The organism is Lignipirellula cremea (assembly GCF_056501455.1).
In genome coordinates this window covers 856,507-878,658 of the sequence record NZ_CM151415.1, presented here as the reverse complement: position 1 = coordinate 878,658, position 22,152 = coordinate 856,507, and the positions used below count along the sequence as shown (strand labels likewise).

Here is a 22,152-nt window from a genome sequence, read left to right as displayed (position 1 = left end):
GACGCGACGCCGAAACAGCACGAATCCAGAGTTTTCTGAACGAACCATGGTCAAATCGACGTACCTGCCTCTCGACGAGCGTACGCAGCTCGCGTCGCAACCGGCGATCGCCTTCGGCGGCATCGGTCTGGCGGCGTTGATCGTGCTGATCGGCGCGGCGCTCTCGTTCAGCGGAGGCGAGGCGATCGACCTCGGCGAGGGTCGCTTCCCGAGGACGACGCTCTCCGATTTCATGGCGTCGTACCTGATCAACTTCTGGTTCCTGCTCACGCTCGGCCTGGGCGGGCTGTTCTTCACGATGGTGCAGCACCTGACGCGGGCCGGATGGTCGGCCACGGTGCGGCGGACCGCGGAGTTTCTCGCCGCCTCGCTGATTCCCACATCGCTGCTGTTCATCCCGATCGCGATCGTGGTCCTGATGCAGGACGGCACGCTTTATCCGTGGACCGATCCCGAACTGGTCGCGCACGATCCGCTGCTGACCTGGAAAGAACCCTACCTGAACGTCGCGTTCTTCCTGCTTCGCGCGGTCGTCTACATCGCGATCTGGGTCTTCCTCGCCTGGCGGTTCGTGGGCCAGTCGCTGAAGCAGGACGAAACGGGCGACTTCGCCATCACTTACCACCTGCAGTCGCTCGCCGCGCCGGCGATGTTCCTGTTCGGGCTCACGCTGACGTTCGCCGCCGTCGACTGGATCATGACGCTGGCGCCGATCTGGTTCAGCACGATGTGGGGCGTCTATCTGTTCGCCGGGACGATGGTGTCGTCGCTTGCGGCGCTGATCCTGATGGTCTCGCTGTTGCACCAGTTCGGAAAGCTGCGGGGAATCGTGAACGTGGAGCACACGCACGATCTTTCGAAGCTGCTGTTCGGCTTCATCGTCTTCTGGGGCTACATCGGATTCAGCCAGTACATGCTGATCTGGTACGCCAACATCCCGGAAGAGACCTTCTGGTATCGCTTCCGGCAGGAGAACGACGGCTGGATCACGATGTCGTTCATCCTGCTGATCGGACACCTGTTATTGCCGCTGCCTTTGCTCCTCCGACGATCGCTGCGACGAAACGCCGCCTACATGACCGTCTGGGCGGTTTTCATGCTGCTCATGCACTGGATCGACCTGTACTGGATGATCGCGCCGCAGTTCCGGCCCGACGCGCCGTACCCCGGCGTGATGGATTTCGCGCTGCTGCTGGCGGCGGTCGCCTACCTGAGCGGGTTCCTGTTCCTGATGATGGGACGCTATCCTCTGGCGCCGCTGAAAGATCCGCGTCTCCACGAAGCGCTCGCGTTCAAGAACCTCTAAGACCTGAACCATTCCGCCGGGCGCCTGCGATGCGCCTGGTTTCGGGAGACTTCCGATGAGCCACTCTGCCGCCGAAACGCCCTGGTACGACGACGTCGACGTTCCGACGCTCGTCACGGTCGGCGTCGTCGGCTCGGCGATCACCGTCGCCACGTTGTTCGCGTGCCTCGGGGTCTACAATCTCTATAGGTCCTTCGACATGCGGGCGAAGACCGACGCGGTCGCTCAGACGGAGAGCGCTGAGCGACTTCAGAGTCAGGAAGAGGCGCTGACCCGCTACGCGATCGTCGACGCCGCGAAGAACCGCTACCAGGTGCCGATTTCCGACGCGATGCAGAGCGTCGTGCGACAATACGAACGACCGCTCGAGCGCTGACCCGCGAACTGCCGATCAACCATCCCTTCACGCGATCGATCCTCCCGATGTTCCCGAAGTTCCTTCTGCCCACGACCCTCTGCGCGGCGCTCCTCTGCGTCGGCGTCGGAGAGGTCCGCGCGCAGCGGAACGACAAGCTCCCCAAGGGCTTCGAGGGACTCGCGATCCAGGAGCATCTCGACGCGGAAGTTCCGAAGACGCTCAGCTTCCGCGACGATCGCGGCCAGGACGTGCTCCTGGGCGACTACTTCGACGGGACCAAGCCGGTCGTCCTCTCGATGAACTACTCGGACTGTCCGATGCTCTGCAACCTGCAGCTCAACGGCCTGTTCGATTCGATGAAGGAACTGTCGCTCAAGCCGGGCGTCGATTTCGAATTCGTTTCCGTCAGCATCAACCCGCTCGAAACGACCGACAGGGCGCGGATCGCCAAGAACGGCTACGTACGCCGACTGGGCGACTCCCAGGCGGCGAAGGGGCTGCACTTTCTGACCGGGTCGAAGGCCAATATCGAAGCGCTCGCGGAGGCGGTCGGGTTCTCCTTCAACTACATCGCCGAAACGAAGGAATACGCCCATCCGGCGGTGCTGGAAATCTGCACCCCGGACGGGCGGCTGTCCCGCTACCTGTACGGCGTGCAGTTCCCGGTGCGTGACCTGCGGCTGTCGCTGGTCGAAGCGTCGGAAGGGAAGATCGGGACGACGTTCGATCAGATCCTGATGTTCTGCCTGCACTTCGATCCGGAAGAAGGTCGTTACACGCCCTTCGCGACGAACCTGATGAAGCTGGCGGGCAGTATGACGGTCTTTTTCGCGGCGATCTTCATCGTTCCCTACTGGTTCATGCGACCGGGGGCGAAACCGGAAGCCGCCGCTTCGCCGGAGCAGCCTGGGGAGGGGACCGCTGTCGCCGGACAGGCGCCCGCGCGGGCCACGCCGTCCGGTCCGTCGCCGCCGCCTGACGCTGCGGGGCCGGGACCTGCGAACTGACGCGAAGCGACCGAGATCGAGACCGAATCCGAGTAGCCGAACGCCGGGAATTGAAACGACATGTTCTCTGACGCTTTCGCCCCCTTCCAGACGCTGGCCGCGGCCGAGGGCACGTTCTTCATGCCGCCGCAGTCGTCGACCGTGGCGCCGCAGGTCGACTACGTCTTCGACCTGATCTTCTGGATCTGCGCGTTCTTCTTCGTGCTGATCATCGGGCTCATGACGTACTTCGTCCTGAAGTACCGCCATCGTCCGGGGCACGTCGAATCGCGCACCTCCAACCACAGCGACGTGCTGGAGGTCACCTGGTCGGTGATCCCGGCGCTGCTGACCGTCGTGATCTTCGTCGAGGGCGTCAACTCGTATCTCAACATGCGGCAGCCGCCGCCCGATTGCTACGAGATCGACGTCATCGCCAAGAAGTGGAACTGGACGTTCATCTATCCCAACGGCGTCGTCTCGGATCAGTTGCACTTCCCGGTCGGACGTCCCGTGAAGCTGGTGATGACGTCGGACGACGTCATCCACAGCTTCTACATTCCGGACTTCCGGGTGAAGATGGACGTCATCCCCGGTCGGTACACCTACCTCTGGTTTCAGGCCGACGGCGAGGGCGAGCACAAGGTCTATTGCACGGAGTACTGCGGCACCAAGCACTCCGAGATGAAGGCGATGGCGACCTCCGAATCGCCCGAGTCGCTCGCGGCGTGGTTCGATAAGGAATCGCGGTACGTCGAGTCCTACGATACGCCCGCGGAAGCCGGCGCCGAGGTGTTCCGTCGACGCGGTTGCGGACAGTGCCACTCGTTCGAGCCGAACCGCACCATCGTCGGGCCGAGCTTTTACGGAGTCTACGGCACCGAACAGCAGACCTCCGCAGGGCCCGTCATCGTCGACGAGAATTACATCCGCGAGTCGATCCTGCAGCCGGGCGCCAAGGTTCGCGTCGGCTTCAAGAACCAGATGCCTTCTTTCCAGGGCATCATTAAGGACGACGAAATCGGGGCGCTGATCGCCTATATCAAGACGCTGAATCCCGATTACAAGGGGGGCGACCCCGCGATGGAAACGGGCGCCGCCAGTTCCGAGCCCGTGACTCCGGGACAGGGAGCTCCGGTCGATCGGGGACAGGAGACGCTTTCTCCGGTCGAGCAGCCGGACGGCGATCGACTCGATCCGACGCCGGAGCGAAACACGGACGAAACGCCGGCTCCGACCGAGCCGGCCCCGAGCGAACCGGCATCGGAAACGCCGCCCGCTTCGGAACCCGAACCCGCGACCGAAGAGAGCGCTGAAGAAGTCGCTCCGTAACCTTAAACTGAATTCGACGACCTGACGCGAAAACGAACGCGTCCGGATTACGAACTGCCGCACGGCGACCGCGACCCGGCGCCGCCCCGCGGCGAGAGCTTGACCCGAGGAATCGAACCATGACCGCATCTCTGACGGTCCCCCAAACGAAGACCGACCTTACGCCCCAGGATCGTCCGGAGGAGAACTACCTCACGCACGACAAGGGCGTGATGAGCTGGGTCGCGACGCTCGATCACAAGCGGATCGGGATCATGTACCTGGTCGCCGTGATGTCCTCCTTCCTGATGGGCGGCATCTTCGCGCTCGTGCTGCGTGCGGAGCTCTTCTTCGGGAAACTCGATTTCCTGTCGGAGGACACGTACAACCAGATGTTCACCCTGCACGGGGCGATCATGACCTTCATGTTCATCATCCCCGGCATTCCCGCGGCGCTCGGGAATTTCGTGGTGCCGATCATGCTGGGAGCGAAGGACGTCGCCTTCCCGCGACTGAACCTGTCGAGCTTCTACCTCTGGATCGGCGGAGCGATCTTCTTCGTCGCCGCGATGGTGTTCGGCGGCCTGGACACGGGCTGGACGTTCTACACCCCGTACAGCATCACCTCCGACACGCGGGTCATCCTGGCCCTGCTCGGCGTGTTCGTGCTCGGATTCAGCTCGATCTTCACCGGGCTGAACTTCATCGCCACGATCAACATGATGCGGCCGCCGGGAATGACCTGGTTCAAGATGCCGCTGTTCCTGTGGGCGATCTACTCGACCGCCGTGATTCAGGTTCTGGCGACCCCGGTGCTGGCGATCACGGGCGTGCTGCTGATCCTGGAACGTGCGATGGGGCTCGGCATCTTCGACCCCGCCCGCGGCGGCGACCCGGTGCTGTTCCAGCACTTCTTCTGGTTCTACTCGCACCCCGCGGTCTACATCATGATCCTGCCCGCGATGGGCGTGATCAGCGAACTGATCCCGGTCGGCAGCCGCAAGCATATCTTCGGCTACACCTTCATCGCGATCAGCTCGGTCGCGATCGCGCTCTTCGGCTTCCTGGTGTGGGGTCACCACCTGTTCGTCAGCTCGCAGTCGATGATGACCTCCATCATTTTCAGCGGCCTGACGTTCTCGGTCTCGATCCCGTCGGCGGTGAAGGTCTTCAACTGGCTGGCGACCATGTACAAGGGGTCGATCCGCCTGCACACGCCGATGTGCTACGCGTTGTCGTTCATCTTCCTGTTCGGCATCGGCGGTCTGACCGGCCTGTTCCTCGGCGCCCTGGGCGTCGACATGCATCTGCACGACACGTACTTCGTCGTCGCCCACTTCCACTACGTGATGATGGGCAGCACGGCGATCGCCTTCCTCGGCGGCGTCTTCTACTGGTGGCCCAAGATGACGGGCCGCATGTACGACGAATTCTGGGGCGTGCTGTCGTGCCTGATCGTCTTCGTCGGCTTCAACCTGGCGTTCCTCCCGCAGTTCGTGATGGGTAGCCGGGGCATGCCGCGTCGCTATGCCACGTACGATCCGGAGTTCACGATCTTCCACCAGATGTCGACGTCGGGCGCGTTCCTGCTCGGCATCGGGCTGTTCATGGCGCTCGGCGTTCTGCTCGCTTCGCTGAAGTGGGGTCGCAAGGCTCCGAAGAACCCCTGGGGCGGCGGAACGCTCGAGTGGACGACCATGTCGCCCCCGCCTTACTACAACTTCAAGGATGCGCCGGTCGTCGGCGACCCGTATCACTACGAAGGCATGTACTACGACCCGCAGATCGGCGGCTACGTCCGTCATTCCGATCTGCCGGCCAAGCCCGTCCCCGGCCACCACTGAGCGGGGCGAATCGCAGCGTCGCCGTCGGCCCGTATTCCGACCGCGACGACCGATCGCGTCCCGTACTTTCGCTAAAAAGCTCGAACGAAGCTGAACCGACGAGCGGCCTCGCCGACGATTCGGAAGAGTCCGCAGAACGTTCGCCAGAGCCTCAAAAACGTCCGAACCGCCAGGTCCGTTCCCGATGAGCGTCGCCGTCGAAACCGATTCCGCCGATCATGGCCACCACCACGATCACCCGGACTACGTCGCCCATCATTTCGACACTGCGCAGCAGCAGTTCGATTCGGGCAAGCTCGGGATGTGGCTGTTCCTGATCCAGGAAATGCTGTTCTTCAGCGGCCTGTTCGTGGCCTACTCGGTCTTCCGGGCGCTCTACCCGGAAATCTTCATCTACGCCCATCAGTTCCTGGACAAGTCGCTCGGCGCGTTCAACACCGTCGTGCTGCTCTTCAGCAGCTTCACGATGGCCTGGGCCGTTCGCAATTCGCAGCTTGGCCAAAACCGCGGTCTGATCATCAACCTGTCGATCACGATCGCCTGCGCCGGGATCTTTCTCGGCGTGAAGGCGGTCGAGTACTCGCACAAGTGGGACGAAGGCCTGCTCTGGTCGTCGCGGTTCACCTACGGCGCGACTCCGCATCACCTCTCGGAAGGCTGGTCGGATTCGCTGATCAATCTCAGCATTCCGTTCGCCGCGCTGCTGGCCCTGTTCGCGATCGGCGCTCTCGTGCTGTTCCTGATGAAGAACGTGAAGTACGCGATCGTGAGCCTGGTGCTCGCCATCTGCTGCCTGGCGTACTTCACCGGCGTGTTCCTCGCGCGGACCATTCCCGCGGCGGTCGCTTCGGTTTCGGCGCCCGCGGAGACGCATAGCGCTTCGACGTCGCTGGTCGCCGGGAACGGCCTGCTCGGCGCTCCTTCGGGCCCGGTCACGCGAGGGGCCGAGGCGCCCGTCGCTCCGACGACCCCGGCCGACGAAGGCGGAGACCCGGCAGCGAACGCGCCCGCGGAACTCGAAAAGCTTTCGACGACCCCGATGAACGTCGTCGAAGAGCATGCCGCCCTCGACAGCTTCGACGCGACGGGAACGCTCGTTTCGCACGAGTCGCACGCCGTCGAGCCGCCGCCCCGGGTCGGCCTGTTCTTCAGCATCTACTACGTGATGACGGGCATTCACGCGATTCACATCATCGCGGGGATCGTGGCGCTGACGTGGCTGCTGCCGAAGGCCCTCGATCGCAAGTTTCACGCGGATTACTTCGGACCGGTCGACAACGTCGGTCTCTACTGGCATCTGGTCGACCTGGTCTGGATCTTCCTGTTCCCGATGCTCTACCTGATCCACTGACGGACCGGTGCGAAACGCCTTGACGACGTTTTTCACCGATCTTTAGCGTCCCGACGCTCCCACGGAGGGCTTACGCCCTCCGCTCGCCGAATTCAGCGCAACGAAGCCCTATGGCCCACTCCCCCGCCGCTCACGGATCCGCCGCCGCTCATGACACCGGTCATGGCCACGGCGCAGGTCACGACGAACATGCCCACTTCGCTCACGCGACGCCGGTCTGGCAACTGGCGACGGTCTTCGCGACGCTGCTCGCGTTGACGGTCATGACGGTCTCGACCGGCATGCTCGGACTGGGAGAGTATGAAATCGTGGCCTCGCTCGGCATCGCCTTCGTGAAGGCGACGCTCGTAGCGCTCTTTTTCATGCACCTGATCCACGACAAGCCGTTCAACATCATGCTGTTCACGTTCTCGCTGGGCTTCATCGCCCTGTTCATCGGCTTCACCGCGATGGACTCGCAGACCTATCGACCGCTGGTCGAGGCCCGCGAAGAGGACGTCCCGTTCCAGCCCCCTCCGGTCGAAATGACGGGCGGACCCGCCGACGTTCCTGCGGGCGGAGCCCCGGGCGACGCGTCGCAGCAGTCGGAAGCCCAGTCGCAACAGACGAGCGATTCCGAGCATTCGGGCTCGCACTGACGCCGCGCGATCGGCGCTTCGCCGCTGAGTTCGCCCCTCGAGGAGCCGCCGCGTCTTTCGTCGTCGCCGCATGTCGCCATCCTCGGCTGACGCATCCGATTCGTTCGACCCGCCGGCAGTCGCCGTCGATGACGTCTCGTTCCGGTTCAAGAGCGGCCCGCCCGTTCTCGAGTCGGTTTCGATCGCCGCGGACGCCGGCGAATACGTCGCGCTCGTCGGCCCCTCCGGCTGCGGAAAGTCGACGCTGCTGCGGATGATCGCGGGCCTGCTGGATCCTTCCGACGGCGCCATCCGCTTCGACCGCGACGCCGCCGGACCTCCCCGCCGGGCGTTCGTGTTCCAGCACGCGAACCTGATGCCCTGGCGGACGACGCTGCAGAACGTCGCGCTGCCGCTGGAGCTATCCGGCGTTTCGAGCGGCGAAGCCAGATCCGTCGCGCGAGGACGCCTCGCGCAGGTCGGTCTCGCGCCCGCGGACGAAGCGAAGCTTCCCGATCAGCTCTCGGGCGGCATGCAGATGCGGGTCTCGATCGCGAGAGCGCTTTCGGTGCGACCCGAGATCCTTCTGCTCGACGAACCGTTCGGCGCGCTCGACGAATTCGCCCGGCGAAAGCTGCATCAGGAATTGCAGCGTCTGCACGCGGTCGAGCGTCGCACGACGTTCTTCGTGACGCACGACGTATCGGAGGCGCTGTTTCTCGCCGACCGGGCGATCGTGCTGACCGGCTCCCCCGGTCGCGTCGCGGGAGAGATCGTCGTGCCGTTCGACCGGCCGCGCGGCGAGGATCTCTACGCCGATCCTGAATTCGCCGCGCTCTGCGGTCGGACAGGGCGACTTCTTCGCCAGGCCGCCCGGGCAGGAGGCGCCGCATGAGCGCTCAGCCCTCGCTCGCGAGACGCGCGCGAAACCTCCTGATGCCGCTGGTCACGCTGGCGATCATCCTGGGGTCGTGGCAGTTCGCGATCGTCTGGTTCGAGGTCCCGCGGTATCAGGCCGCCTCGCCGATCGAAGTCGCGAAAGCGTTCGTCGCGCGCGGGCCCGAGATTCTGGCGGCGACGCTCGTGACGGGAGCGTCCGCGGCGATCGGCTTCGCGGCGAGTCTGGTTCTGGGAACGACGCTCGCGTTTCTGTTCTCGCAGTCGACGTGGCTCCGGGCGAGCCTGATGCCTTACGCCCTTTTCATGCAGACGGTGCCCGTCGTGGCGATCGCCCCGATCGTGATCAGCCTCGTCGGCTACGGACCGCGCTCGGTCGCGCTGATCGCGATGATGATCAGCCTGTTCCCGATGATCGCGTCGGGGACTGCCGGGTTTCTCGCCGTGGACGCCGATCTGCTCGACCTGTTTCGCCTGCATCGGGCGAGCGGCCTGAAGACGCTGATCAAGCTCCGCATTCCCTCCGCCGTGCCGCATCTGGTGACCGGGGCGAAGACCGCGGCGGGCCTCGCCGTGATCGGCGCCATCGTGGGGGAGCTCTTCGCCGGCGCCGCCTTCGAATGGAAGGGGCTCGCGCTGCTGATCGACGGAGCCCTTCAGCGGCTGCAAAGCGATCTGCTGTTCGCGGCGGTCATCGCCTCGACGCTGCTCGGACTGTCGTTCTACCTGGCCGTGACGCTGCTCGAACGGACGGTCCTCCGACGCTGGACGAGGCGAAAGCGCGAAGGTTCCGGAGCGCCGTGACCGAACGCGTCACCCCGGGGGCTATAAAGGACGATCGTTCCGTTCGCTTTTTCGCCTCTTCGTCGATCGCTCGCCGGTCGAACCTTCTTCTTCGATGTCCGTCGCCGCCGAACAGCCCGCTCCCCGCGTCCCGCGCCGGCTCGTCATCCGCGCGTCGGCAGGTTCGGGCAAGACGTATCGGCTGTCGGGTCGCTACCTGCAACTGCTGCTGAACGGCGTTCCGCCTGAACAGATTCTCGCCACGACGTTCACGCGCAAAGCGGCGGGGGAGATCCTGCGGAGGATCTTGCGACGCCTTGCGGATGCCGCGCTGGAGAAGAAGTCGCTCGCCGCGCTGCGGGAATCGATCGACGATTCGACGCTGACGAAACTTCGTTGCGAGACGACGCTGGCCGACCTCACGCGGAGCCTGCACCGTCTGCAGGTCGGAACGCTCGACAGCTTCTTCGCCCGGGTCGGCATCCACTTCAGTCTGGAACTGGGGCTCGGGCTCGGCTGGGCGCTGTCGGAAGGGGACGCGTTCGACGACTTGAAGAATCGGGCCGTCCGGCGCCTGCTGGCCGAGGGGGAGCGCAAGGATCTCACGTCGCTGCTGCATCTGCTGGCCAAGGGCGAGACGCAGCGGAGCGTCCGGAACCTGGTCGACAGCGCCGTCGAAGAGCGCCTGGAGCTTTATCGCGACGCCGGCGCCGAGGCCTGGCGACGATTGCAGCCGCTGACGCCGCTCTCGGCGGAGGAGCTCGATCGGGCGCTGCTCGCGCTCGAAAGCTATCCCGCGACCGGCAAGCGACTGGCGTCCGCGATTCAGGCCGACGTCTGCGCCGTTCGCGAAGGTCTCGCGGGCGAATGCCTGAAGAAGGGACTGCTGAAGGTTCTCGCCTCCGAGGGGACGACCTATTACGGGTCGGAGTTGCCTGACGACCTGATCGAACTCTATCGCCCCATGCTGAAGCACGTCCGCGCGGAGGCGATCAACCCGATCATCTGGCAGGTCCATGCGACGTACGACCTGCTCCAGCGGTTCGCCGATCAGTACGACCCGCTGCAACGCCGCGAGGGGCAATACGGGTTCTCCGATCTGGTCCGGCGAATCGGCGCCTGGGCGACCGGCGACCGCACCGACACGCTCGCATGGCGGATGGACGCCCGGGTCGATCACCTGCTGCTGGACGAATTCCAGGACACTTCCTGGCATCAGTGGCGGGCGCTCGAATCGTTCGCCGAGCGGATCTTCGCCGAGACGGGCGACCGGACGTTCTTCTGCGTCGGCGACGTGAAGCAGGCGATCTACGGCTGGCGCGGCGGCGACAGCGCGATCTTCGACCGGATCGTGACGCGTTACTCGGCGGAAGAGACGACGCTGGAACAGTCCTACCGCTCGGCCCCGCCCATCATGGAGGCGGTCAACCGCGTCTTCGCCGGCGCGGTCGATCGGGTAGAGTCGCCCGGCGCCGTCGCCTGGCTCAAGTCGCAATTCCGTCCCCACACGACGGCGAAGAGCGACCTCGCCGGATACGTCGAACTGATCGAGGCGCAGGGAGAAGAGGGCGAAGCGAAACAGGCGGCGTGCCTCCGTTCCGCAGCGGCGATCGCGGCCCGGCTGTCGAAGGAGCGGCCCGATCTTTCGATCGGCGTGTTGACGCGATCGAATCGCACCGTCTCGACGATCATCGGCATGCTGCGGCAGGACCACGGCGTCGCCGCCAGCGAGGAGGGGGGCGTCGCGCTCGACGACAGTCCCGCCGCCGACCTGGTTCTTTCCGCGTTGAAGCTGGCCGACCATCCGCAGCACACGGCAGCCGGGTTCCATGTCGCGAACTCCTGCCTGGGAGAGAGCCTCGGTTTTCGCGATGCACGGGACGGCGCCGCCGCGGTGAAGCTCTCCTGGTCGATTCGCGAGACGATCGCACGCGAAGGTTTCGGCGCCGCCGCGACGCGACTGGCCGAGCCGCTGGTCGGGCAGTGCGGTCCGCGGGACGTGACGCGGCTGCGGCAACTGGTCGAGCTGGCGTACGCCTATCGACCGACCGATCTGCGTGCGGATAGTTTTCTCCGCTGGCTCGAATCGAAGCGGGTGGGCGATCCGACGGCGGACCGGCTGCGGGCGATGACCATCCACCAGTCGAAGGGGCTGGAGTTCGACGCGGTGATCCTGCCGGAACTCTCGGGTTATTGGGGGACGGGCCTGGCCGGCTTCTACGCCGACCGCGACGGCGACGGCATCGCGACGGGCGTCTTCCGGTATCTGAATTCGGATCTGGCGACCGCCGCGCCGGAGTTCGTTCGTGAAGGCCAGCGCCGGTACGTCGACAAGCAGACGATCGAGCGGCTCTGCATGCTCTACGTCGCCATGACGCGGGCCGTGCACGGTCTCTACCTGATCGTTCCGCCGGCGCCGAAGCACGCGAAAGACCACGCGGGTTGTTCGTCCGATCTGCTGCGAATGACGCTTGCGGAGAAGGAGCCGCAAGAAGACGCTGCCGTGGAAGGCGGCGGGGCAGGGGAGGGGACGACGCGAACGCTATTCCGGCTGGGCGACGACGACTGGATCTCGCGGGTCGAGCGGCACGAGTCCGAAGATCTCGCGTCCGGCGAAGAACGCCGGCCCGCGCGGACTTCGCCGGTCGTGACTCCCTGCGAGCGCGGTCGCGATCGCATGCGTACGCGAAGGCGGCCCTCGTCCTCCCTCGTGTACGACCCCTTCTCGCGCGACGCGGAGACGGCTTCGTACGACGGTCGCGAGCGCGGGCGGTTCGTGCATGCCTGCCTGGAATGCGTGGAATGGCTGCCTGACGGCGGCGCTTTCGACGACGCCGGGATCGAAGCGGTGGTCGCGAAGGCGCTCCGGCGTCTCCGCTGGTCGAGCCTTCCTGCGGCCTGCAAGATCGAAGACTTCGCCCAGAGTTGCAAGGGCGAGGTTCTCAAGTCGCTGCTGGTTCGCAGCAGCTTTCTCGACGACGCAGCACGCCGTCACTCTGCGTGCGAGACGTTCGTCGCCGCCTGTCGAGAGGCCGACCGGCTGGAGGCGGAGAACGAACGTCAGGTCGCCGCCTCGATCGCGGGCGAAACCATCCTCGGGCGCCTCGATCGGGTCGTCTGGCTCTTCGCGGGCGATCGGCTGCTGGGCGCCGAGATCGTCGACTGGAAGACCGACGCCTTCGCCGACGATCGCAGCGACGACCGCCTCGCGCAGCTCGCCGATTATCGTTCGGCGATCGTCAACTCTTCCGGACTGCCGGAAGAGGCCGTCGTGGCGTCGCTGGTCTTCGTCGCACGCGACGAGATTCGGGTCCTGAACGCCGGAATGACTTGAGCCTCCGTCCCGTAGGGCTGGCGCCCGTTCTCATCGGCAGCCGCGGCGAATAAGATCGGAGGAACCGCAAGGCGTGCGGTCTCCTCTTCGTCTCCGCTGGAAGCGCTTTCCGTGAACGCGACGCCGCTCGAGGCCTTTCGGTCGGCCGCCCTCGCGAGCGGACTGGTCACCGATATCGAACTGGAAGACGCGCAGAGCGAGGCGCTCCGCGTCGGGCCGCAGGACGGCATCCTCGAAGTCGATCAGGTCGCGGAGATCCTCCAGATCCGCGGCGTGCTGACCGGCTATCAGAAGGACCAGCTCAAGGCGGGCCGGACGAAGCTCAAGCTGGGCCCCTACCGCATCCTGGACTGGATCGGCGAAGGAGGCATGGGCCAGGTCTTTCGGGCGGAACATTCCGTCCTCGGACGCGAGTGCGCGATCAAGGTCCTGCCCCTCAGCCGAGCGACGGAAGAGGCGAAGCGTCATTTCTTGCGCGAGATCCGCACGCAGGCGACGCTCGACCATCCGAATCTGGTGCGGGCGTACGACGCCGGCGAGGACGGCAACGTCTCTTACCTGGTCGTCGAATACGTCCCCGGCGCCGATCTGCGACGACTGGTCAAGAATTCGAAGCCCCTGTCGATGCAGCAGGCGGCAAGCATCCTGTCGCAGGCGGCGCTCGGACTGCAACATGCCCACGAGCGGGGCCTGATCCACCGCGACATCAAGCCGGGCAACATCCTGGTGACGCCCGAGGGGGTGGCCAAGCTCTCGGACCTGGGCCTGTCGCAGCAGCTCGGCGAACTGGACGAGTACGCCCGGCGAGGCAAGATCGTCGGCACGGCCGATTACCTGGCGCCGGAGCAGATCAAGCGGAAGGAGACGACCGCCGCGAGCGACATCTACTCGCTCGGCTGCACGCTGTACTACGCCGTGACGGGGAAGGTGCCGTTTCCTGGCGGCGACGCCAACAGCAAGGCCGTGCGGCACTGCGAAGAGGTGCCCTGGCATCCGCGAAAGTTCAATCCCGACATCAGTGAGGAGTTCGTCGAAGTCGTCGCGGACATGATGGAGAAGGAGCCGCGCGATCGCATCCAGACGGCGGCGGAAGTGGCGCTGCGTCTGAAGCCCTGGGCGTCCGACCCTTCGCCCCTTCCGACCGGCAGACTGTCGCGGCCGCAGTGGCTGACGACGGCGACGTCGCCGCAGAGCGAGACCGACGGCATCCTGTTCGAGGCGAACGAAAAGACCGATCCGAACGCTTCGGAGACCGGACGCTCCGCAGGAAGCCTCAGTTCGGCCAGCGCCTCCTCGGCCGCGCTTCCCCCTCCGCCGCCGATGGAGCAGGAACCCGTTCCCTACTCGGCGAGCCAGTCGTTTCACGAGGCCTTTTGGCCCTCCGCCCTCGCGCTTGCGGTGGTGACCTTCTTCGCAGGCGGAGCGCTCGGGGCGCTGGCGACGTGGGTGTTGATGCGGTTCGTTTGAATTCGCCTTCTGCGACAGATGCCCGGGTTAATTCGCCTTCGCGTCCCACACGGCGGGAAAGACGTCGGAGGGGATGTGCTCCTGCGCCATCGCCGCGCGTAGCTCGGCGAGTTTCTCGGGCTGGGCTTCGGCCAGGTCGTTCGATTCGCCGGGATCGGCGGCCAGATCGAACAGGCCCTCTTCGATGACGCGGCCCCGCTTGTCGTACCGGCGGTAGAGCTTGAAGTCGCCGACGCGGACTGCCTGCTGCTGTCCGAGTTCCCAGTAGAGCGGCCCGTGCGACGCCTGCCGACCTCGTCCGGTCAGCGTCGGAAGCAGGCTGACGCCGTCCTGATCGGCGGGGGGCGCGACCCTCCGCAGATCGCAGAACGTCGCGAAGAGATCCCAGTGGGCGCCGACCTGATCCGTCGTCGTTCCTGGCTCGATGACGCCCTTCCAGGAGGCGATCATCGGCGCCCGGATGCCTCCCTCGTGCAGCGATCCCTTCTTTCCGCGAAAGCCCAGCGCGCTCTCGAAGAAATCGGTATCGGGGCCGCGAAGGTAGGTCGGCCCGTTGTCGCTGGTGAAGAGGATCAGGGTGTTCTCTTCCAGGCCAAGTTCGCGAATCCGCTCGACCAGCTTGCCGACCTTGGCGTCCATGCGGGTGATCATCGCCGCGTAAGCCGCGCGCGGACGCGAGTGGGGGAGGTAGCCGTCGTCGCCCAGGTAGGGCGTCTCCTCGAAGGCGCCGTCGTACTCCGCGAGCGAGTCCTCAGGAACCTGCAGGGCTAGGTGCGGAATGACCGTCGGATAGTAGAGGAAGAAGCGGTTCTCCTTGTTCGCGTTGAGGAACTTCAGCGCCTCGTCGAAGATCAGGTCGGGCCCGTACTCCTGCCCCATGTACTCGCGGTGGAAGTTCGGATCCTCCGGTACGGCGGCGAGCTTCGCTCCTGCCGGGAAGAATTCGTTCTTCAGCGAAACGTACGTTCGATCGCTCCAGAGATGATCGGGGTAGAGGTTGTGAGCGACTCGCTGACAGAGATACCCGTAGAAGCGATCGAAGCCCTGGGCGTTCGGTTCGCCGGTCGAACCGGGGCCGCCGAGTCCCCACTTGCCGAAGCAACCGGTGGGACAGCCCATCGACTGAAAGTGCTCCGCCATCGTGTAGGCGTCGGCGGGAATCGGTTCCTGGCCCTCCTCCGCCCCTTTCTCGTTGAACGCCCCCATTTCGCGGTTGTTGCGAATGTACGCGTGCCCCGGATGCTTGCCCGTCATCAGGGAGCATCGCGTCGGCGCACAGACGGCGTTGCCCGAGTAGAACTGCGTGAAGCGCAGGCCGCTTCGGGCGAGCGCGTCGATGTTCGGGGTGCGGATGCGCTTCTGGCCGTAGCAGCCGAGGTCGCCGATCCCGAGATCGTCGGCCATGATCAGCACGACGTTCGGCGGCAGCAGAACGTCAGCCGCGCGGGCCGTCGCGCCTGTCATGGCGATCGCGATGCCGAGCAGCAGAGGCAACCCTCTGACGCGCCGAGGCGCAGACGGTTCCGGTTGTTTCAGTGTGCGAAGCATGGACGGCATCCCTTCGAACGGCGACGGAGCGAGAGCGACGAACCGGAGAGCCGTCGATTCTCGTTTCGCCGGAAGGAGCGGTCAAACCGGATGCCGCCGACGCCGAGCCCGCTGTGTGCCATGCGCACATCTCCGAAGGAAGGGTGGGCATGGCACACATGACAGCGAAGCAGGGTCGAACGACGACTACGCCGTAAGCCACCGTTCGACGCCCCGCATCCACGCGGCGCTCAGGGCGCAGATCGTGGCGCCCCAGGCCATGTCGATGACGGTCATGCGGACCGTCCACTTTTCGAGAACGGCGAGGTTCGTCAGGTCGTAAACGCCGTACGCGACCAGGCCGTACGCCGCTCCCCAGACGGCCGCCCGCACGATCGACGCGTCGGCTCCCATCGCCGGGCGAACGAACGCGACCAGCCCCGCGGGAATCAGCACGTACACCAGGATCGCCGCGCCCCATCGCGGAGAGAGGGACTCGCCGCTCCGCCGTGCCAGATCGCCCAGTTCGGCGCTGTAATAATTCTTCATCAGCACGCCGAGCCAGATGAAGTCCAGCAGCAGGAACGCTGGTAGAACGACCAGAAAGAGTTTCCAACCAGCCATCGTGAATCCTCGGGTGAATCGGCTTCGCTTCGCCGCCTCCGAAGAAGGACGGGCGGAATCTCCGTTATCGTCCCCGGGCTTTTGCGGATAGCCGACGGGGGGACGAAATGCCGCAGCTTCGTTCGTTCCCCGCAGGCGACGGGCGCTTCATAACGCCGCATCCCCTTCGCATTCGTTCAGCAGTCCCGCCCCGCAGGCGCTTTTCCCTTCCTTCCGCCCCCGCGCGTCGCGATCAGGAGATTACGTGAAGATCGCGATCATCGGCGCGGGGGTTTCGGGTCTCGTCGCAGCATACAAACTTTACGAGCGCCACGACGTCACGGTGTTCGAGGCGAACGCCTATCCGGGCGGTCACACCAACACGGTCGACGTCGATCTGGACGGCGAACGGCACGCGATCGATACGGGCTTCATCGTCTACAACGAGAGGAACTATCCGCGATTCGTCGAGTTGCTCGCCGAACTGGGCGTCGCGACCAAGCCGACGACGATGACCTTCGGCGTCCGCGACGAGCGGATCGGGCTCGAATACAACGGCGAGTCGCTCGATAAGCTGTTCGCCCAGCGACGCAACCTGCTGCGGCTCGGCTTCCACCGGATGCTGTTCGATATCCTGCGATTCAACCGGGAAGCCCGGCGGATCGCGTCGGACGAAAGCTGCTCCCTGACGCTGGGCGAGTTTCTGCATCGCGGGAAATACTCGCGAGCCTTCTCGGAGCGCTACCTGCTGCCCATGGGCTCGGCCATCTGGTCCTGTCCGACGGGCGACTTCGCCGGCTTCCCCGTGCGTTTCGTGGCGGAGTTCTACGAGAACCACGGCCTGCTGAATCTGATCGACCGACCGCAATGGCGCGTCGTCGAGGGGGGATCGCGCACTTACGTCGAAAAGCTGATCCGCCCGTTTCGCGACGCGATCCGGTTGCGAACGCCGGTCGCCTCCGTGCAGCGAAACGCCGACTGCGTCACTTTGCGACTCGCCGACGGGGGCCAGGAGCGTTTCGACCGGGCGATCTTCGCCTGTCATGCCGATCAGGCGCTGCGGATTCTGGGCGAGGAAGCGACGCACGCCGAACGCGAGGTCCTGAGCGCGTTTCCCTACAATCCGAACGTCGCCATGCTGCACACGGACGAGTCGACGCTCCCCCGCTCGCGAAAGGCCTGGGCGAGCTGGAACTATCGCATCGCCGAGGACGCCGACGCCGCGACGGTGACGTACGACATGACCCTGCTGCAGGGTCTGCCGACGGAGCGGCGGTTTCTGGTCACGCTGAACGACGAGAAACGCATCGCGCCGGAAAAGATTCTCGCCCGCTTCGTCTACGAGCATCCCAGCTTCGATCTGCGACGCGCTTCGGCCCAGGCGCGGCATGTCGAGCTGAACCGGACGCTACGTACGGCCTACTGCGGCGCCTACTGGGGCAACGGCTTTCACGAGGACGGCGTCCGGAGCGCGCTCGTCGCGGTAGAGAGCGTGGAGCGAACGGCCGGTCGCGAAACGTCTGCCGCGACTCCCTCCCGTGATTCCGGGGAGCTCGTCGCCCCATGACGCTTCGCAGTTGCATCTACGAGGGCCGCGTGCTGCACCGCCGATACGCGTCGGCGGATCACCAGTTCCGGTACTCGCTGTTCCTGATGTATGTCGATCTCGACGAGCTTCCGACGCTCTTTCGGCGCCGGCTCTTCTGGTCGAGCGGATGGCCCAATCTGGCGTGGTTCCGACGCTCCGATCATCTGGGCGCTGTCGATCGACCGCTGGCCGAGTGCGTGCGGGACGCGGTGGAGGAACGGCTGGGCTTTCGACCGGCAGGGCCGATCGGACTGCTGACCAGCTTCCGGTACTTCGGATTCGTGATGAATCCCTTGAGCCTGCACTACTGCTTCGACGCTGCGGGCGAACGAGTCGAAGCGGTGGTCGCCGACGTCAGCAACACGCCCTGGAACGAGCGCCATCTGTACGTACTGGACCTTCGCGGCGAATCGTCGGACGCAGGGATGACCGCGCGGAGTCGCAAGGAATTCCACGTCTCGCCCTTCTTCGACATGAACCACGAGTACGCGTGGAGCCTGTCGACGCCGGGCGAATCCTTGAACGTGCGAATCGAGGCCCGGAACGAAGACGAGCTTCGCTTCGAAGCCGAACTGCGCATGCAGCAGGTCCCGCTCACCGGACCGCAACTCGCTCGCGTGCTGGTCCGGTATCCGCTGATGACCGCGCAGATCTTCGCGGGGATTTACTGGCAGGCGTTGCGTCTCTGGATGAAGCGCGTGCCGTACGTTCCGCATCCGGTAAGATCGAGCGTCTCGGGAGACACGACGACGCTCCCCGGACGGCCGCGAACGGCTGAGGTCCCGGTGAAGACCGACGCATGCTGCTGCAAAACGCCTTCGTGGCGTTATGCAGCCTCGCCAGATTCGGAACAAGTTCCTCATGGCTCGCGAAAGGGCGATTCCATCGCCCTTTCGTCGTCGCATCCGTGCGACGAAGGCAGGCTGACTGCCGTCGGCAGCAGCCCGCTGGCTCTAGATACGCAGGAGGCGGCGCAGTGACGGCTTGTTGCGGTGTATCGACCCCTCTGCGGGCGAGCTTCGGATCGCTCGATCGCATCGCGCGGCAGCTCATCGTGCGGAAGCTCGCGGGCCTCAGGGCCGGCTCGCTGGAGCTCAGCGACGACATCGCCGAGGAGCGTTTCGGCGAGGCGACCGATCTGCACGTCCGGATCGAGGTCCGTCGCCCGCGGTTCTATCGCCGCGTGCTGCTCGGCGGATCGGTAGGCGCCGCCGAAGCCTATATGGACGGCGACTGCGAATGCGACGACCTGACCAGCCTCGTGAGGCTGTTCGTGCGCGACGCGACGTCGACGTCGCGATTGGACTCGACCAGCGCGACGCTCGCACGCTGGGCCTCGCGACTGTCGCACGGACTCCGCGCGAACACCCTTTCGGGCAGCCGAAGGAACATCCGCGCTCACTACGATCTGGGAAACGAATTCTTTTCGCTCTGGCTCGACGAGACGCTCGCGTATTCCAGCGGGTTCTTCCTGTCGCCCGGGGCGACGCTGCAGGAGGCGTCGATCGAAAAATTCGATCGCGTCTGCCGGAAGCTCGACCTTCGGCCGCATGACCGGGTGCTGGAAATCGGATCGGGCTGGGGCGGCTTCGCGATCCATGCCGCCCGCGAGTACGGCTGCCACGTGACGACGACCACCATCTCGCCTTCGCAGTTCGAACTGGCGCGGGAGCGGGTCGCGAAGGCGGGGCTGTCGGATCGGGTGACGTTGCTGCTGAAGGACTACCGGGACCTCGACGACAAGTTCGACAAGCTCGCCTCGATCGAGATGGTCGAGGCCGTCGGCTATCGCAACCTGAACACGTTCTTCAGCAGGTGCGGCGAGCTGCTCAAGCCCGACGGCGCCTGCGTGCTGCAGGCGATCCTTCTGCCCGAACGGAATCTGAAGACTTACCTGCGGTCGCCCGACTTCATCCAGCGGCATGTCTTTCCGGGCGGATTTCTGCCGACGATGGGGGTGATGCTCGACTCGGCTTCGCATGCGAGCGATCTGCACCTCCGGCACGTCGAAGAGTTCGGTCTGCACTATGCCGAGACGCTCCGACGCTGGCGCGGCGCCTTCCTCGAACGACTGGATGACGTTCGGAAGCTCGGATATCCGGAGCGCTTCATCCGCCTCTGGACGTACTACCTCTGCTACTGCGAAGCGGCGTTCGAAGAGAAGCAGATCGGCGTGGTGCAGATGGAGTTCGACAAGCCGCAGCGGGCCGCGTCGCGACTTCCCTCGCGAGCGTTCCGCGACGCGGATCGGTCGCTCCCGGAAAGGAGCCGATGATGGGACTGCTCGCCCTGGGAACGGAAGCGGTCGAGCGGGGCATCGTGCCTGACGCCGCGACGCGTTTCGCGATCCGGCGGCTCTGCGCGAAACGCGTGGAGTGGAACGCCGGACGATCGGAGGAAGAGCGCGAAGCCGACGTGCGCGACTTCGTCCAGACGATGAGCGCCGGACCGATCGCGCCCCTTCCCGATTTCGCCAATCGCCAGCACTACGAAGTCCCGGCGGAGTTCTTCGCGTCCGTCCTGGGGCCGCATCGGAAATACAGTTGCTGCGAATGGTCCGCCGGCGTGCAGACGCTGGAACAGGCCGAACGCCGGGCGCTCGAAACGACGTGCGCTCGCGCGGCGCTGGCGGATGGACAGCGCGTTCTGGAACTCGGCTGCGGATGGGGATCGCTTTCGCTCTGGATGGCGGAGCGTTACCCGAACAGCCGGATCACGGCAGTCTCCAATTCGCGATCGCAGCGTCGCTACATCGAAGCGCAGGCCCTCGAACGGGGCCTGGCCAATCTGTCGATCGTCACGGCGGACATGAACGACTTCGCTCCCGAACAGGGAGACGCGTTCGACCGGGTCGTTTCGGTCGAGATGTTCGAGCACATGCGGAACTACGACCGGCTGTTCGAGCGCATCGCGAGTTGGCTGGCGCCCGATGGGAAGCTGTTCCTCCATATCTTCTGCCACCGCACGATGGCCTATCCGTTCGAAACGGAAGGCGAGGCGGACTGGATGGGGCGCTATTTCTTCACCGGCGGCATCATGCCCAGCGCCGATCTGGTCAGCCGGTTCGACCGGAGCCTGGGAGTGGCCGATCAGTGGTCCTGGAGCGGCGATCACTACCGCCGCACGGCGGAGGCGTGGCTGGCGAACTTCGACGCGCGCTCCCGCGAAATTGTCCCGATCCTGGAGGCGACCTACGGCAGGAGCGAGGCCGATCGCTGGCGCAACCGCTGGCGAATGTTCTTCCTGGCGGTGGCGGAGCTGTTCGGATTCCGCCAGGGAACGGAGTGGTACGTCTCCCACTATCTGCTCGAACCGGTCGGTAGCCGCAAACGCCCGCGGCAGGACGCGTCGGTCGCGACCCTGCGTCCGGCAGCGAACGCATGACGATGCCGGCGACCGTCGCGGTCGTTCTCGCCGGCCTGCTGCTCGCGTCCGGCGGCGTCTGGCTCGTGAGCCTGCTTCGCCGCGACGCCGGCATCGCCGACGTCTTCTGGGGCGTCGGCTTCGCGCTCGTCGCCTGGGCCTGCTGCGCGTTCGACGGAGCGTACGACGCCCGCGATCTGCTGCTGGCGATCCTCACGTCGATCTGGGGGTTTCGGCTCGCCGCGCACATCCTCCGCCGCAACTGGGGCAAGGAGGAGGATCGCCGCTACCAGGCGATGCGCGACCATCATGGCGAGAAGTTCTGGTGGGTCAGCCTGTTCACGGTCTTCCTGCTCCAGGCGGGACTGCTCTGGTTCGTCGCGCTGCCGCTCCAGATCGCGATCCTGCCTGACGACCCGCCGCAGCTCTTCTGGCTGGACGGCATCGGCGCGGCCGTCTGGGGCGTCGGTCTCTTCTTCGAGAGCGTCGGGGACTGGCAGCTCGCTCGCTTCAAGTCGAGACCGGAGAACGCGGGCCGCGTCATGGATCGAGGGCTCTGGCGCTATACGCGGCACCCCAACTACTTCGGCGACTTCTGCGTCTGGTGGGGGCTCTTCCTGATCGCCGCGGCGGGCGGAGCCTGGTGGACGATCCTCAGTCCGATCGCGATGTCGTTTCTGTTGCTGCGCGTCTCGGGCGTGACGCTGCTGGAAAGCGACATGGCGGAGCGCCGACCCGAGTACCGGGACTATCAGGTCCGCACCAACGCCTTCTTCCCCGGACCGCCGCGCCGGGGATGAAGCGGCGGACCGATGCA

18 protein-coding genes are annotated in these 22,152 nt (G+C 65.4%); 16 read left to right on the top strand and 2 right to left on the bottom strand.

Features of this window, described 5'->3' with window-relative positions:
* Nucleotides 1-46 precede the first annotated feature (46 nt).
* From SH602x_RS03450 to SH602x_RS03400, 11 genes are all read left to right on the top strand, one after another.
* The gene (locus tag SH602x_RS03450) at nucleotides 47-1,306 is read left to right on the top strand and encodes a quinol:cytochrome C oxidoreductase (protein ID WP_479475478.1); all 1,260 of its coding nucleotides are present in this window, start codon (nucleotides 47-49) and stop codon (nucleotides 1,304-1,306) included.
* Nucleotides 1,307-1,361: 55 nt separating this feature from the next.
* A complete protein-coding gene (locus SH602x_RS03445; RefSeq protein ID WP_479469862.1) occupies nucleotides 1,362-1,682 on the top strand; it encodes a hypothetical protein in 321 nt (106 codons plus the stop codon).
* A gap of 47 nt (nucleotides 1,683-1,729) precedes the next feature.
* Nucleotides 1,730-2,671 carry an SCO family protein gene (locus SH602x_RS03440; RefSeq protein WP_479475477.1) on the top strand — a complete coding sequence of 314 codons (942 nt, stop codon included), beginning with the start codon at nucleotides 1,730-1,732 and terminating at the stop codon, nucleotides 2,669-2,671.
* A gap of 60 nt (nucleotides 2,672-2,731) precedes the next feature.
* Entirely contained in the window at nucleotides 2,732-3,982 is a 1,251-nt protein-coding gene (coxB, locus tag SH602x_RS03435; RefSeq protein WP_479475476.1) for a cytochrome c oxidase subunit II, read from the top strand.
* Between the two features lie 119 nt (nucleotides 3,983-4,101).
* Nucleotides 4,102-5,805, top strand: coding sequence for a cytochrome c oxidase subunit I (locus tag SH602x_RS03430; protein WP_479469865.1), 1,704 nt, complete (start codon nucleotides 4,102-4,104; stop codon nucleotides 5,803-5,805).
* A 184-nt stretch (nucleotides 5,806-5,989) separates the two neighbouring features.
* Nucleotides 5,990-7,156 carry a cytochrome c oxidase subunit 3 gene (locus SH602x_RS03425; protein ID WP_479475475.1) on the top strand — a complete coding sequence of 389 codons (1,167 nt, stop codon included), beginning with the start codon at nucleotides 5,990-5,992 and terminating at the stop codon, nucleotides 7,154-7,156.
* A gap of 110 nt (nucleotides 7,157-7,266) precedes the next feature.
* Nucleotides 7,267-7,794: a cytochrome C oxidase subunit IV family protein gene (locus SH602x_RS03420; RefSeq protein ID WP_479475474.1), complete on the top strand. Its 528-nt coding sequence runs from the start codon at nucleotides 7,267-7,269 to the stop codon at nucleotides 7,792-7,794.
* Nucleotides 7,795-7,864: 70 nt separating this feature from the next.
* Nucleotides 7,865-8,668 (top strand): ABC transporter ATP-binding protein, encoded by an 804-nt coding sequence (locus SH602x_RS03415; RefSeq protein ID WP_479475473.1) that lies wholly within the window; start codon nucleotides 7,865-7,867, stop codon nucleotides 8,666-8,668.
* Entirely contained in the window at nucleotides 8,665-9,474 is an 810-nt protein-coding gene (locus SH602x_RS03410; RefSeq protein ID WP_479475472.1) for an ABC transporter permease, read from the top strand. The genes SH602x_RS03415 and SH602x_RS03410 overlap by 4 nt, the downstream gene beginning before the upstream one ends.
* 94 nt (nucleotides 9,475-9,568) lie before the next feature.
* Nucleotides 9,569-12,787 carry a UvrD-helicase domain-containing protein gene (locus SH602x_RS03405; RefSeq protein ID WP_479475471.1) on the top strand — a complete coding sequence of 1,073 codons (3,219 nt, stop codon included), beginning with the start codon at nucleotides 9,569-9,571 and terminating at the stop codon, nucleotides 12,785-12,787.
* Nucleotides 12,788-12,898: 111 nt separating this feature from the next.
* On the top strand, nucleotides 12,899-14,254 hold the full coding sequence (locus SH602x_RS03400) for a serine/threonine-protein kinase (protein ID WP_479475470.1): 1,356 nt from the start codon (nucleotides 12,899-12,901) through the stop codon (nucleotides 14,252-14,254).
* A gap of 27 nt (nucleotides 14,255-14,281) precedes the next feature.
* Here the strand turns inward: SH602x_RS03400 and SH602x_RS03395 are convergent, their stop codons facing one another.
* Entirely contained in the window at nucleotides 14,282-15,748 is a 1,467-nt protein-coding gene (locus SH602x_RS03395) for an arylsulfatase (protein ID WP_479475469.1), read from the bottom strand.
* 240 nt (nucleotides 15,749-15,988) lie between these two features.
* Entirely contained in the window at nucleotides 15,989-16,405 is a 417-nt protein-coding gene (locus tag SH602x_RS03390) for a DUF2177 family protein (protein ID WP_479475468.1), read from the bottom strand.
* A 244-nt stretch (nucleotides 16,406-16,649) separates the two neighbouring features.
* Here SH602x_RS03390 and SH602x_RS03385 point away from each other — a divergent pair, with 244 nt between their 5' ends.
* The 5 genes from SH602x_RS03385 to SH602x_RS03365 are packed head-to-tail and all read left to right on the top strand — an operon-like array spanning nucleotide 16,650 to nucleotide 22,135.
* Nucleotides 16,650-17,951 (top strand): NAD(P)/FAD-dependent oxidoreductase, encoded by a 1,302-nt coding sequence (locus SH602x_RS03385; protein WP_479475467.1) that lies wholly within the window; start codon nucleotides 16,650-16,652, stop codon nucleotides 17,949-17,951.
* Nucleotides 17,948-18,952: a DUF1365 domain-containing protein gene (locus SH602x_RS03380; RefSeq protein ID WP_479475466.1), complete on the top strand. Its 1,005-nt coding sequence runs from the start codon at nucleotides 17,948-17,950 to the stop codon at nucleotides 18,950-18,952. The genes SH602x_RS03385 and SH602x_RS03380 overlap by 4 nt, the downstream gene beginning before the upstream one ends.
* On the top strand, nucleotides 18,949-20,247 hold the full coding sequence (locus SH602x_RS03375; protein WP_479475465.1) for a class I SAM-dependent methyltransferase: 1,299 nt from the start codon (nucleotides 18,949-18,951) through the stop codon (nucleotides 20,245-20,247). The genes SH602x_RS03380 and SH602x_RS03375 overlap by 4 nt, the downstream gene beginning before the upstream one ends.
* Nucleotides 20,247-21,356: an SAM-dependent methyltransferase gene (locus SH602x_RS03370; RefSeq protein WP_479475464.1), complete on the top strand. Its 1,110-nt coding sequence runs from the start codon at nucleotides 20,247-20,249 to the stop codon at nucleotides 21,354-21,356. The genes SH602x_RS03375 and SH602x_RS03370 overlap by 1 nt, the downstream gene beginning before the upstream one ends.
* Nucleotides 21,353-22,135 (top strand): DUF1295 domain-containing protein, encoded by a 783-nt coding sequence (locus SH602x_RS03365; protein WP_479475463.1) that lies wholly within the window; start codon nucleotides 21,353-21,355, stop codon nucleotides 22,133-22,135. Before SH602x_RS03370 ends, SH602x_RS03365 begins: the two co-directional genes overlap by 4 nt.
* The last annotated feature ends 17 nt before the right edge of the window (nucleotides 22,136-22,152 follow it).

What these genes read in the sequence shown, in the direction of transcription:
- SH602x_RS03450 (WP_479475478.1), top strand. Translation starts at nt 47, where the DNA reads ATGGTCAAATCGACGTACCTGCCTCTCGACGAGCGTACGCAGCTCGCG.
- SH602x_RS03445 (WP_479469862.1), top strand. Translation starts at nt 1,362, where the DNA reads ATGAGCCACTCTGCCGCCGAAACGCCCTGGTACGACGACGTCGACGTT.
- SH602x_RS03440 (WP_479475477.1), top strand. Translation starts at nt 1,730, where the DNA reads ATGTTCCCGAAGTTCCTTCTGCCCACGACCCTCTGCGCGGCGCTCCTC.
- coxB (WP_479475476.1), top strand. Translation starts at nt 2,732, where the DNA reads ATGTTCTCTGACGCTTTCGCCCCCTTCCAGACGCTGGCCGCGGCCGAG.
- SH602x_RS03430 (WP_479469865.1), top strand. Translation starts at nt 4,102, where the DNA reads ATGACCGCATCTCTGACGGTCCCCCAAACGAAGACCGACCTTACGCCC.
- SH602x_RS03425 (WP_479475475.1), top strand. Translation starts at nt 5,990, where the DNA reads ATGAGCGTCGCCGTCGAAACCGATTCCGCCGATCATGGCCACCACCAC.
- SH602x_RS03420 (WP_479475474.1), top strand. Translation starts at nt 7,267, where the DNA reads ATGGCCCACTCCCCCGCCGCTCACGGATCCGCCGCCGCTCATGACACC.
- SH602x_RS03415 (WP_479475473.1), top strand. Translation starts at nt 7,865, where the DNA reads ATGTCGCCATCCTCGGCTGACGCATCCGATTCGTTCGACCCGCCGGCA.
- SH602x_RS03410 (WP_479475472.1), top strand. Translation starts at nt 8,665, where the DNA reads ATGAGCGCTCAGCCCTCGCTCGCGAGACGCGCGCGAAACCTCCTGATG.
- SH602x_RS03405 (WP_479475471.1), top strand. Translation starts at nt 9,569, where the DNA reads ATGTCCGTCGCCGCCGAACAGCCCGCTCCCCGCGTCCCGCGCCGGCTC.
- SH602x_RS03390 (WP_479475468.1), bottom strand. Translation starts at nt 16,405, where the DNA reads ATGGCTGGTTGGAAACTCTTTCTGGTCGTTCTACCAGCGTTCCTGCTG.
- SH602x_RS03380 (WP_479475466.1), top strand. Translation starts at nt 17,948, where the DNA reads ATGACGCTTCGCAGTTGCATCTACGAGGGCCGCGTGCTGCACCGCCGA.
- SH602x_RS03370 (WP_479475464.1), top strand. Translation starts at nt 20,247, where the DNA reads ATGGGACTGCTCGCCCTGGGAACGGAAGCGGTCGAGCGGGGCATCGTG.
- SH602x_RS03365 (WP_479475463.1), top strand. Translation starts at nt 21,353, where the DNA reads ATGACGATGCCGGCGACCGTCGCGGTCGTTCTCGCCGGCCTGCTGCTC.